10 protein-coding genes and 1 tRNA gene are annotated in these 12,858 nt (G+C 34.2%); all 11 read left to right on the forward strand.

Annotated elements, in window-relative coordinates; translation table 11 throughout:
- Window positions 1-42 precede the first annotated feature (42 nt).
- The 11 genes from mraY (at window position 43) to BXU10_RS11300 (ending at window position 12,711) form a co-directional block, all read left to right on the forward strand.
- Window positions 43-1,272: a phospho-N-acetylmuramoyl-pentapeptide-transferase gene (gene mraY / locus BXU10_RS11250; protein ID WP_031454589.1), complete on the forward strand. Its 1,230-nt coding sequence runs from the start codon at window positions 43-45 to the stop codon at window positions 1,270-1,272.
- The gene (gene murD / locus BXU10_RS11255; RefSeq protein WP_078227409.1) at window positions 1,273-2,604 is read left to right on the forward strand and encodes a UDP-N-acetylmuramoyl-L-alanine--D-glutamate ligase; all 1,332 of its coding nucleotides are present in this window, start codon (window positions 1,273-1,275) and stop codon (window positions 2,602-2,604) included. It begins immediately after the preceding gene.
- A gap of 79 nt (window positions 2,605-2,683) precedes the next feature.
- Window positions 2,684-3,997 (forward strand): FtsW/RodA/SpoVE family cell cycle protein, encoded by a 1,314-nt coding sequence (locus BXU10_RS11260; protein ID WP_031454591.1) that lies wholly within the window; start codon window positions 2,684-2,686, stop codon window positions 3,995-3,997.
- 46 nt (window positions 3,998-4,043) lie between these two features.
- A complete protein-coding gene (gene murG, locus BXU10_RS11265; protein WP_078227410.1) occupies window positions 4,044-5,129 on the forward strand; it encodes an undecaprenyldiphospho-muramoylpentapeptide beta-N-acetylglucosaminyltransferase in 1,086 nt (361 codons plus the stop codon).
- Window positions 5,130-5,271: 142 nt separating this feature from the next.
- Window positions 5,272-6,621 (forward strand): UDP-N-acetylmuramate--L-alanine ligase, encoded by a 1,350-nt coding sequence (gene murC, locus BXU10_RS11270; protein WP_078227411.1) that lies wholly within the window; start codon window positions 5,272-5,274, stop codon window positions 6,619-6,621.
- Complete coding sequence (locus BXU10_RS11275; protein WP_078227412.1) at window positions 6,608-7,330, forward strand: cell division protein FtsQ/DivIB; 723 nt, start codon at window positions 6,608-6,610, stop codon at window positions 7,328-7,330. Before murC ends, BXU10_RS11275 begins: the two co-directional genes overlap by 14 nt.
- 6 nt (window positions 7,331-7,336) lie before the next feature.
- On the forward strand, window positions 7,337-8,746 hold the full coding sequence (gene ftsA, locus BXU10_RS11280; RefSeq protein ID WP_031454595.1) for a cell division protein FtsA: 1,410 nt from the start codon (window positions 7,337-7,339) through the stop codon (window positions 8,744-8,746).
- Between the two features lie 73 nt (window positions 8,747-8,819).
- Window positions 8,820-10,805 carry a cell division protein FtsZ gene (ftsZ, locus tag BXU10_RS11285; protein ID WP_078227975.1) on the forward strand — a complete coding sequence of 662 codons (1,986 nt, stop codon included), beginning with the start codon at window positions 8,820-8,822 and terminating at the stop codon, window positions 10,803-10,805.
- 213 nt (window positions 10,806-11,018) lie between these two features.
- Complete coding sequence (locus BXU10_RS11290; RefSeq protein WP_078227413.1) at window positions 11,019-11,468, forward strand: GatB/YqeY domain-containing protein; 450 nt, start codon at window positions 11,019-11,021, stop codon at window positions 11,466-11,468.
- A gap of 40 nt (window positions 11,469-11,508) precedes the next feature.
- Window positions 11,509-11,582, forward strand: a tRNA-Arg gene (locus tag BXU10_RS11295).
- Window positions 11,583-11,892: 310 nt separating this feature from the next.
- Window positions 11,893-12,711 (forward strand): hypothetical protein, encoded by an 819-nt coding sequence (locus BXU10_RS11300; RefSeq protein ID WP_078227414.1) that lies wholly within the window; start codon window positions 11,893-11,895, stop codon window positions 12,709-12,711.
- Window positions 12,712-12,858: the final 147 nt, after the last annotated feature.

Consider the following 12,858-nt stretch of genomic DNA (forward strand, 5'->3'; position numbering starts at 1 on the left):
AGAATTTGGAATTTCAAATTGGAATTTAAAAAATAGAAAAATATGCTATACTATTTATTTGAATATTTTGACAAAACATTAGATATAAGCGGAACGGGAGTTTTTCAGTATATCACTTTTAGATCGGCTTTGGCATTCATGCTTTCGCTGCTTTTGTCAACTATTTACGGAAAAAGAATTATCAATTTTTTGCGTAATCAGCAAGTTGGTGAAACAGTGCGTGAGTTAGGTCTTGCAGGTCAGAATGAGAAAGCAGGAACTCCTACTATGGGAGGACTTATTATCATTTTTGCAACACTGGTACCCGTTTTGTTATTTGCACGATTGCATAATATTTACATCGTATTGCTTATTGTAACAACTCTTTGGATGGGTACAATTGGGTTTGTTGATGATTATATTAAAATATTTAAAAAAGATAAGCAAGGTCTTAAAGGGATTTTTAAAGTTATTGGTCAGGTAGGTCTTGGAATTATTGTTGGGGCTGTTTTATATTTTAATCCGGCTGTAACGGTAAGAACAGATACCGGAAGAACAAGTGTCTATAAAAATGTAAGTTCAACAGTAGTTTTGCCAGCTCCGGTTGAAGAAAAATCAACAGCAACAACAATTCCGTTTGTGAAAAACAATGAATTTGATTATGCCGAAATTCTGTCTTTTATGGGAGAAGGATACGAAAAATGGGCATGGTTAATCTTTATTCCGGTTGTTATTTTTATTATCACAGCTGTATCAAACGGAGCAAATCTAACTGACGGAATTGATGGTCTTGCTGCGGGAACTTCGGCGATATCCGTTCTTGCGCTCGGGATCTTTACATTCGTTTCGGGGAATATTATTTTTTCAAATTACCTTAATATAATGTACATCCCTAATTCGGGAGAGATGACCGTCTTTATCTCTGCTTTTACAGGTGCTTTGATTGGGTTTCTGTGGTATAATTCCTTTCCTGCTTCAGTTTTTATGGGGGATACAGGAAGTTTGACCATTGGAGGAATCATTGCTGTATTGGCCATTGCAGTTCGTAAAGAAATATTGATTGTTTTATTCTGCGGAATTTTCCTTGCAGAAAGTGCTTCAGTGATTATTCAGGTAGCCTATTTTAAATATACCAAAAAACGTTTTGGTGAAGGCCGAAGAATTTTTCTGATGTCTCCGTTGCATCATCATTATCAGAAAAAGGGATACCATGAGAGTAAAATTGTAACCCGATTCTGGATTGTTGCCATCATGTTAGCCATATTGTCAATCGTTACTTTAAAGTTAAGATAGATGAGGCTGGTGGTTTTAGGAGGGGGAGAAAGTGGTGTAGGTACTGCTATCCTCGGAAAGAAAAAAGGATATGATGTTTTTGTATCTGATTTTGGAAAGATAAAAGAAAGTTATAAAGAAGTTCTTATCATTAATAAAATTGCATGGGAAGAGGAACAGCATACTGAAGATTTAATTCTGAATGCCGATGTAGTAATGAAGAGCCCGGGAATTCCTGAAAAATCCCCGATAGTAAAAAAGCTTATTGCGGCTGGAGTTAAAGTGATTTCGGAAATAGAATTTGCCAAACCTTTTACAGAAGCATTGACAATTGGAATTACCGGAAGTAATGGTAAAACGACCACAACAATGCTAACGCATCACTTGCTAAAATCAGCAGGTTTAAATGTTGGTTTGGGAGGGAATATAGGAAAAAGTTTCGCCTGGCAGGTAGCAGAAAATAAATACGATGCCTATGTGCTGGAATTAAGCAGTTTTCAGCTTGATGGAATAATAGAATACAGGCCAGATATAGCAATTATAACCAATATTAGCCCGGATCATTTAGATCGTTACGAATATAAATATCAAAATTATATTGATTCAAAGTTCAGAATAACAATGAATCAGACCGAAAACGATTATCTTATTTACGATGCAGATGATGAGGCAATCACAGAGTGGTTGAAAAATAATAAAACAAAAGCAAAATTAATTCCTTTTTCATTATCTAAACAATTCGGTGAAGGAGCTTACATAAAAAATAACAAAATGGAAATAAACATCAACAACGAAGAGTTTACAATGGAAACAGAATACATTGCGTTAGAAGGAAAACATAATTTAAAAAATGCAATGGCAGCAAGCTCTGTAGCAAAGTTGATGCAAATTAGAAAAGCAACAATTCGAGAAAGTTTATCAAATTTTCAAGGTGTTGAACACCGTTTAGAAAAAGTTCTTAAAATTCAGAATGTACAATACATAAATGACTCAAAAGCAACAAATGTAAACGCTACTTTTTTTGCATTAGACAGTATGAATTTTCCAACTGTCTGGATTGTAGGTGGTGTTGATAAAGGAAATGATTATAACGAATTAATGTCATTAGTTCGTGAAAAAGTAAAAGCAATTATTTGCTTAGGAATTGATAATCGAAAAATTATCGAAGCTTTTGGTAACGTGGTGGATATCATGGTTGAAGTGAATAATATGAATGACGCCGTAAAAACAGCACAACGATTAACTGAAAAAGGAGATGCTGTTTTATTGTCCCCAGCCTGCGCAAGTTTTGATTTATTCGAAAACTACGAAGAAAGAGGAAAACAATTTAAACAAGCGGTGCACAACTTGTAAAAAAAAGTTTCAAGTTTTAGTTTTGCTTTATGAAGAAACTTAAAACCTGAGGCAAGAGAAACCTGAAATAAAAGTGATTATGAAAGAGCTGGTTAACAAATTAAAAGGAGATAGGGTAATATGGTCATTTGTGGCTTTATTGGCATTGTTTTCGTTTATGCCTGTTTTTAGTGCGAGTAGTAATTTAGCTTATATAGGTCATGGAACGGGAAATACTTTAGGGTATCTTGTAAAACATCTGGCGCATATTTGTATTGGATTTTTGATCATTTATTGGGTGCACAAAGTGCCGTATCATTATTTCAGGGCTATATCAAAAATAGCATTGCCTGTAGTCTGGTTTTTATTACTTTATACTTTGTTAAAAGGAACTGTAATTGCCGGAGCAAATGCAAGTCGTTGGATTCAGGTACCATTTATTGGGATCACCTTTCAGACTTCAACTTTAGCTTCTATTGTTCTTTTTATTTTCGTGGCACGTTACTTGTCAAAAACCAAAGAAGAAAACGAACCTTTTCAGGTTTCATTAATACAGCTTTGGTTACCGGTTTTTATCACATTGGCGCTTATTTTACCGGCAAACTTTTCGACAACAGCGTTGATTTTTTGTATGGTTATGATGCTGACTTTCATTGGTAAATATCCATTAAAATATATCGGTTTTATTATTGGCTCAGGAATTGCAATGTTGGTATTTTTTCTTTTGGTGGCGAAAGCTTTTCCGGATTCAAGATTCTTCAGCAGGGTATCGACTTGGGAAAGTCGTATTATGAATTTTACAACAGATAAACCTGATGAAGATGATTATCAAATCGAAAAAGCAAAAATTGCGATCGCTTCAGGAAGATTAGGTGGTTTAGGACCAGGTAAAAGTGTTCAGAAAAACTTTTTACCGCAATCATCTTCCGATTTTATTTATGCTATTATAGTTGAAGAATATGGTTTAGTTGGGGGAGTTTCAATATTGATTTTGTATCTGTTGCTGTTATTCCGATTTGTAATTGCATCTCATAAAGCAAATACTTTGTTTGGAAAATTAGTTGTTGTTGGACTTGGTTTTCCGATGATATTTCAGGCAATGATCAATATGGCTGTTGCGGTCGAATTATTACCGGTTACAGGGCAAACGCTTCCACTGATAAGTAGTGGAGGTAGTTCGATTTGGATGACTTGTTTTGCTCTTGGAATTATTATAAGTGTGACCAAAAAAGAAGAAGAAATTGCAGAAGAAAGGGAAGAGAAGGAAAAACGAAAAGAAGCACTTCAACGATTAATAGATAAAGAATTGGCTGAAGAAGATTTGCCGGCCGATGAAATTTATGAAGAAGAAGGATTGAGGTATTCTATTGAAGATAATTCCAGAAATCCAATGAATGCGGTATTGAATAAGTAAAATTTAAAAAGAGAATAGTTTTAAATACTATAGCCTTTAAAATAATATGACAAAGTATAAATTCATACTAAGTGGTGGAGGGACAGGAGGACATATTTATCCTGCAATTGCGATTGCAAACGAGTTAAAATTACAATTTCCTGATGCCCAGTTTCTTTTTGTAGGTGCCAAGGATAAAATGGAAATGCAAAAAGTGCCTCAGGCAGGTTACGAAATAAAAGGGCTTTGGATTGCTGGTTTACAAAGAAAACTGACATTGCAAAATTTGATGTTTCCTTTAAAATTAGCATCTAGTTTATTAGAGTCAAGAAGAATTATCAAACAGTTTAAGCCAAACGTGGTAATAGGAACAGGTGGTTTTGCCAGCGGACCTTTACTGCAGGCAGCTGGTTCGGCAGGGATACCTACAGTAATTCAGGAACAGAATTCGTTTCCGGGGATAACAAATAAATTGCTAAGCAAAAAAGCAAATGCAATTTGTGTTGCATATGAAAATCTAGAGCGATTTTTTCCAAAAGAAAAAATAGTTCTTACGGGAAACCCTGTTCGTCAGGATTTAATTGATATTGATAGTAAAAGAAAAGAAGCGATTTCTTATTACGGTTTAGATCCTAATAAAAAAACATTATTGATTTTAGGAGGAAGCTTAGGTGCCAGAAGAATTAATCAGTTAGTTGAAAAAGAATTGCAAAATTTTGTTTCGCAAGATATTCAGTTGATTTGGCAGTGTGGAAAATTATATTTTGAGGATTATAAAAAACACAATCAGTCAAATATAAAAGTGGTTGATTTTATTGAAAGAATGGATTTTGTTTACGCTGCTGCAGATGTAATTGTTTCCCGTGCAGGAGCATCATCGGTATCGGAATTATGTATTGTTGGGAAGCCAGTAATTTTTATTCCGTCTCCAAATGTAGCTGAAGACCATCAAACTAAGAATGCTCAGGCTATTGTAGATGCAAAAGGAGCAATTTTACTGAAAGAAACAGAATTGGAAACTCAGTTTAATATTGTTTTTGAAGCTTTAATAAAAGATCAGGGTAAACAAAAACAATTAAGCGAAAATATTAAAAAACTGGCTAAGCCAAATGCGACAAAAATTATTGTAAATGAAATTATAAAGTTGTTATAATATAACTTTAAACTATAATTATACAACACGAAAAACAAATCAGAACGTTATTTTTAGGCGTTTTGAGTTATTAAATAAAGAAAACACAAAAGCTTAATTACTAGTTTTTTAATTATGTAAATAGCTCAAAATTAAAATTGAAATGAATTTAAATCAAATACAAAACGTTTATTTTATTGGCATCGGAGGAATCGGTATGAGTGCTTTGGCCCGTTATTTTAAATATATCGGGAAAAAAGTTTCAGGTTACGATAAGACACCATCAATGCTAACAAATGAATTGATGGAGAGTGGTATCGATATTCATTTTGAGGATAATATTAATTTGATTCCGGGGGATTATTTTGTAGAAAATACATTAGTCATTTTTACACCTGCTGTTCCTATAACCCATTCAGAATGGAATTATTTTATAGAAAGACAGTACGAAGTTAAAAAGCGTGCTGAGGTTTTAGGAATTATTACCAGAGATACTTTTAGTTTTGCAGTGGCCGGAACACACGGTAAAACAACAACATCCAGTATTTTAGGGCATATTTTATATGAAAGCGGTGCGGATGTTACAGCTTTTGTAGGCGGAATTGTTGAGAATTACAATTCCAATTTGATTGGAACAGGAAAGACAGTTACAGTTGTAGAAGCAGATGAATTTGACAGGTCATTTTTGCACCTTCATCCGGATATAGCCTGTATAACTTCTATGGATGCCGATCATTTGGATATTTATGGTACAAGTGATGCAATTGAAGCTTCGTTTGTTGAATTTGCTTCTAAAGTCGAAGATGTAAATAAGCTGTTTATAACAAAAGAGTTGCCTCTAAATGGTGTTCAATGCGCCATAAATGAAAATGCTGTGTATAAAGCTTACAATGTTCGAATTGAAGACGGAAGTTATGTTTTTGATGTTCAGACTCCATCAGAAATAATGAAGGATCTGCGTTTTGGCTTGCCCGGAAAACACAATTTGATGAATGCATTAATGGCTATTGCAATGTCAAGAACTTATGGTACGCCTACAGATTCTATTGCAAAAGCACTTGCTTCATTTAATGGAATCAGAAGACGTTTTTCTTATCAGATTAAGACTGATAAATTAGTATATATTGATGATTATGCACATCATCCAACAGAAATAAATGCTGTTCATCAGGCAGTTAGGGAGTTGTATCCAGGTAAAAAAGTACTGGCTGTTTTTCAGCCGCACTTATTCAGCCGCACAAGGGATTTTGCTGATGGGTTTGCTGAAAGCCTGTCTCAATTTGATGATGTACTATTAATGGATATATATCCGGCACGAGAATTACCAATGGAAGGAATTACATCGTCCTGGCTGTTGGAAAAAATGACAAATTCGAACAAAAGAATTGTTGCTAAAGAAGATTTATTGGCTGCTGTTAAAACCAGTGATGCGCCAATAATTGTGACAATAGGGGCTGGTGATATTGGTGAAATGGTACCTTCAATTAAAAAGATGCTGAATGAAAATATTTAACTGGACAAACATAAGATTAGTACTTATTTTCGGACTTGTTTTGTTTCTGTATTCGTTTGCGCAACATCGAAACGGAGATCGAAAACTGAAGAAATCCATGGTGGTTTTTGTAGGAGATAATATGCTTTTTGTGAAGCCTGAAACGGTTAATAAATTGTTGATAGAAAATAAAAGAGACGCTTCCAGTATCCGAAAAGATGAGTTAGATTTGAATAAAATAGAAAAAACCCTTGATACGCAAGAGATGATTGAAAAGTCAGATGTTTTTGTAAGTATCGATGGAGTTCTAAAAGCGCGGGTAAAACAGAGAACACCGATAGTAAGAGTTTATGATGGTGCAGGCTCTTTCTATATTGACTATGAGGGAAATAAAATGCCTTTGTCAGACAATTTTACAGCGCGTGTTCCTCTTGTTTCGGGAACAATAAATAAAAAAAATAACGAAGATTTAGCTGCCCTATTTCGCACAATTTATGACGATGCGTTTTTGAAAAAAAACATCATTGCAATCGAAATTATGCCTAATGGCAGCTTAAAAATGTTTAATAGAAATTATAATTACATCATTGATTTTGGAAGAACGATGAATGTTGATGAAAAATTCAGGAATTATAAAGCCTTTTTTCAAAAAGCAGTTTTAGATAGTTCGTTATATAAATACAATAAAATTGATCTCAGGTTTACGGAACAAGTAGTTTGCACAAAATAATAGAAAATGGAAAAAGATAACATTGCAGTAGGTCTAGATATTGGAACAACAAAAATAGTTGCCATGATAGGCAAGAAGAATGAGTATGGGAAATTGGAAATTCTGGGTATTGGTAAATCCAAAAGTCTGGGTGTTGCGAGAGGTGTTGTAAATAACATCACGCAGACCATTCAATCCATTCAGCAAGCTATTCTGGAAGCCGAAAATAATTCAGGGTACAAAATTAAGGATGTAGTTGTAGGGATTGCCGGACAACACATTAGAAGTATACAGCATACAGATTATATTAGCCGTAGTAATCCTGAGGAAGTGATTGGCGAAAAAGACATTCAGCTTTTGATTGATCAGGTAAATAAACTGGCTATGTTGCCGGGAGAGGAAATCATTCACGTTTTGCCTCAGGAATTTAAAATCGATGGACAATCTGAGATAAAAGAGCCAATTGGAATGTACGGCGGAAGACTGGAATCAAGCTTTCACGTTGTAGTAGGACAAGCATCTTCAATTAGAAATGTTGGAAGATGTATTCAGAGCTCGGGAATTGAATTATCAGGATTGACTTTAGAACCATTAGCTTCTGCAGATGCTGTTTTAAGTCAGGAAGAAAAAGAAGCTGGTGTGGCACTTATCGATATCGGTGGCGGAACAACAGATTTAGCCATTTTTAAGGATGGTATTATTCGTCACACTGCAGTTATTCCTTTTGGAGGAAATGTAATTACAGAAGACATAAAAGAAGGCTGTTCGATTATTGAAAAGCAGGCAGAACTTTTAAAAATAAAATTCGGTTCAGCATGGCCTGGAGAAAATAAAGATAACGAAATTGTTTCTATTCCGGGTTTAAGAGGAAGAGAGCCAAAAGAGATTTCGCTTAAAAATCTATCTAAAATTATCCACGCTCGTGTTGTAGAAATAATAGAACAGGTTTTTGCTGAAATTAAAGCTTACGGGCATGAAGATCCACGTAAAAAATTAATTGCCGGGATTGTACTTACAGGCGGAGGAGCCCAGTTAAAACACATTAAGCAGTTAGTAGAATATATCACAGGGATGGATACCAGAATTGGATATCCAAACGAGCATTTAGCAGGTAATTCAAGTGAAGAAATCTCTAGTCCGTTATTTGCAACTGCTGTTGGATTAGTAATGAACAGTATTGAAAACAGTACGCAAAGCGCTGTTAGAATGGAGGTTGTAAATGAGCAGCCAAGGGTGGTTTACAGAAATGTTCCTCCGGTAACGCAACAGCGATACGAAGTTGAAGAAAACTACGTTGAAAGAGTTGAAACTATTGAACAACCAAGAGAAGTTAAAAATAATGTAGTTGTAGAAGAATCTACCGAAATAAAAATCAGAAGATCATTTTTTGACAGATATGTCGATAAAATAAAAGATTTTTTAGATAACGCAGAATAAAGAAAAGGAATTACTATTGGCCCCAAGTCAAGAAGTAAAAAATGTATTAAATAAGAATTTCAAAACCAAAAAGATGATGAGCAACTCAGAATTTGGAAGTATTTCATTTGATTTACCAAAAAACCAATCAAATGTTATCAAAGTAATAGGTGTAGGTGGAGGCGGTAGCAATGCTATCAATCATATGTTTAAACAAGGTATTAAGGGTGTTGATTTCATCGTTTGTAATACAGATTCACAAGCACTTCAAAATAGTTCGGTACCTAACAAAATTCAGTTAGGAGTAAATTTAACAGAAGGTCTTGGAGCAGGTGCAAATCCTGATGTAGGACAACAATCGGCTATTGAAAGTATCGCTGATATCGAAAAGATGCTTGATCGTGGTACTAAAATGGTATTTATTACTGCGGGTATGGGTGGTGGAACCGGTACGGGTGCTGCTCCTGTTATAGCACAATTATCAAAAGAAAGAGAAATCTTAACGGTAGGTATCGTTACAATTCCTTTTCAGTTTGAAGGGAAGGTACGTCAGGAACAAGCGCTTATAGGAATTGAAAAATTACGTAAGCAGGTTGATTCGCTAATTGTAATCAATAATAATAAATTAAGAGAAGTATACGGAAATCTTGGTTTTAAAGCAGGATTCTCAAAAGCGGATGAAGTTTTGGCAACAGCCTCAAGAGGAATCGCCGAAGTAATTACGCATCATTATACTCAAAATATCGATTTACGTGATGCCAGAACGGTTTTGGCAAACAGCGGAACCGCTATTATGGGATCAGCAGTTTCAGAGGGTGACAATAGAGCTAAAGATGCTATAGTGTCTGCATTAGATTCTCCATTGTTAAATGATAATAAAATTACAGGAGCCAAAAACGTATTGTTGCTTATCGTTTCTGGATCTAATGAAATAACGCTTGATGAAATAGGAGAAATCAATGATCATATTCAGGCAGAAGCAGGTTATAATGCTAATATTATCATGGGAGTTGGTGAAGACGAAACTCTGGGAGAAGCTATTGCTGTAACTATTATTGCTACAGGTTTTGATGTTGAACAACAAAACGAAATAGTAAATACTGAGCCTAAAAAAATTATTCATACCTTAGAAGATGAGCAAAGAAGTGTTCATAATCTAACAAACAGGTCTCTTGCTTCTTTTGATTTAAATACTGAAACACCAGTAATAAAATCAGAGGAAAAAATTGTTTTTGATTTGATGGAAGATCCGGTTGTTGCTCCTGTGGTACAAACCCCGGTTGCTCCGGTAGTTACACCAACAATTAATCAGGAAGAATTAGTGGTGATGTCAGAGTTTATCAAAAATCTTGATGTAACTTTTGAAATCGTTTCACCAATTACAGATATTGATTTTACTATTTCAAGTCCGGAAGTGCAATCTTTTCAGGAAACGAAACAAGTTGAGCAAAGAGTTTTCGAAAGACAAGAGCAGACTGCTTTTTCTTTTGATTTGCCACTTTTTAGAGCTGAACCTGAAGTGAAAAAAGCATCGCTGGTTGTTGAGGATAATAAAATTTTATTTGAATTGACAAATGAGACTCGTAATATAAAAGTAAACGAGCCAGTTTCATTTGTGCCGGTAACAGAACTTTCTGAAAATGGAATCATCAAATATTCACTGGAAGAATATATGGAGGTTGAGAATGATTTAATGGGTTCAAAACCAGTTGAAAAAGTGATAGAAAGTGTAGTTCCGGAAGAATTAAATATCACATTGAAACCAAGAGGTGATTTTGAAAGCCAACCTGATTTTACAACGACTTCAGAAATTTCTCCTCTGGAATTGACAATTGAAGAAACTCTGCGCTTAAGAGCTGAGGAAAGAAGAAAGAAATTAAAAGAATTTAATTATAAATTTCATAATAACGTTTCGAGAATTGATGAGCTTGAAAAAGAGCCTGCTTACAAAAGATTAGGAATTGATTTGTCTAATTCACAGTCAAATAACACTAATTCCAGAATCTCAGTCGGAACAGATAGTAATAATGATTTGCAATTACGTTCAAATAATTCTTTCTTACACGACAACGTAGATTAGTTTTAAAAATCATAATATTTGGATAGCCCGAAAATTGGATTTAATTTTCGGGTTATTTTTTTTATCTTCGCACAGAATTTAGAATTTGACTTTTTGAATAGCTATTTAAAAATATTGAAAATGGATCTATTAATTCAGTGCAAACCAAGTCAAAACAAATCCAAATGAATAGGATAAGCATCAACTAAGCTTATTTAAATAAAATAATTAAAGATGAGTTTACAAGTACAAATCATGGATGAGATTAAAACTGCCATGAAAGCAAAAGATACAGTAGCATTAGAGTCATTAAGAGCCATTAAATCTGAATTATTATTAGCTTCAACTGCATCTGGTTCTAAAGAAGAATTGTCAGAAGATGAAGAAATTAAATTACTTCAGAGATTAGTTAAAACACGTAAAGAAAGTGCTCGAATTTTTACAGAGCAAAACCGTCCTGATTTAGCTGAACCAGAATTGGCTCAGGTTGCGGTAATCGAGAAGTTTTTACCAGCTCAGTTAAGTGAAGAAGAAGTTGAAGGCATTATCGCTAAGATTATTGCTGAAACCGGAGCTTCAGGTATTGCTTCAATGGGCAAAGTAATGGGATTGGCGTCTGCTCAATTGGGCGGAACTGCCGAAGGAAAAACCATTTCTGCAATTGTGAAAAAATTATTAGTTTAAATTAATAATTAAGATAATACAATCTAATTATTATAATACTGACTGCGTAGTTCAACTGGATAGAATATCAGATTTCGACTCTGAGGGTTGCAGGTTCGAACCCTGTCGCGGTCACAAGAAAGGTAAAATACATAATGTATTTTACCTTTTTTTATTTCTATAATTACAAAGACAATGTTAAGAAATCCGTACTTTTCATAATTGTTTTATTTACTTATTGAACTTTCGCATGTAAAATCGAGTATCTTTACCCACGATTGCGATAAAGAATATGCAGATGATTAACCATCTCTCCCTTTCATAACACAAAATTCTTGTTTCTAGTCATAACGTTATAGTAAACAAGATTTATCAATAACCATTGCTAGTTTTAGTTCTTTTTAGGTTTATTAGCTTTCGTATTCAACCTTAACCGTTACAACATATGACACTGATATCTAAAGAAAAATTTTCTGAAGCTGCTGGCCTTTCTAAAATTCCTATCCCGGGATTATCTTCTTATTTAATGAAAGTAATGAAGATTAACAACTTAAATGAAGTTGTAAAAGAGGCTGGTAATCTTGAGGGCGCAGATTTTGCTAATTATGTTTTAATGAAAATTGGTGTAAAAGTTCAATTTGATCCTGCTGAATTATTAAACATTCCTCGTGAAGGAGCATTTATAGTTGTTGCAAATCATCCTTATGGGGGTATTGAATCATTGGCTTTATTAAGTACAATTGCGAAGATACGTCCTGATACATTGTATATGGGGAACTTTTTATTAAAGGAAATACCAAATCTTGAGAAATGCATTATTGCGGTAAATCCATTTGAAAATGTGCAAAATTCTGCGAGTATTACGGGATTAAAAATGACACTCAAAACTTTATCAGAAGGTATTCCTGTTGCAATATTTCCTGCCGGAGAAGTTTCATCTTATGATTTTAAGACGAGTAAAATCACAGATCCGGAATGGCATCCTGTGGTAGGAAAAATTATCTGTAAAGCAGACGTTCCTATTTTACCTATATATTTTCATGGAAATAATGGTTTTTTCTTCGGTATGTTAAAATCAATTCATCCCATGTTACAAACTTTAAAACTGATCTCGGAGCTCTTTAATAAACAAGGACATACTTTAAAGATGAATATCGGAGAGCCCATTTTTTTAACTAGAACTAAAGGCAAAGTCTCTGACCCTCTAATGTTGAAAAATCTTAGAAGCAAGCTATACGCTCTCAAAAATCAATTACATAATTAAGCGATTCAAGTCTATTTAATGCTTGTGTATAACTTTGAAAGTTAAGCATTTATATTTTTCAATCTCTGTCACCTTACTTAAAATATTGAAACCTTCGAACATAAGGTTCGAATGTTGTGCCAAGGTGTTCACTAAAAGGATAAAGTC

Origin of the sequence: Flavobacterium sp. LM4 (genome assembly GCF_002017935.1) — a bacterium.
Lineage (GTDB): Bacteria > Bacteroidota > Bacteroidia > Flavobacteriales > Flavobacteriaceae > Flavobacterium > Flavobacterium chungangense.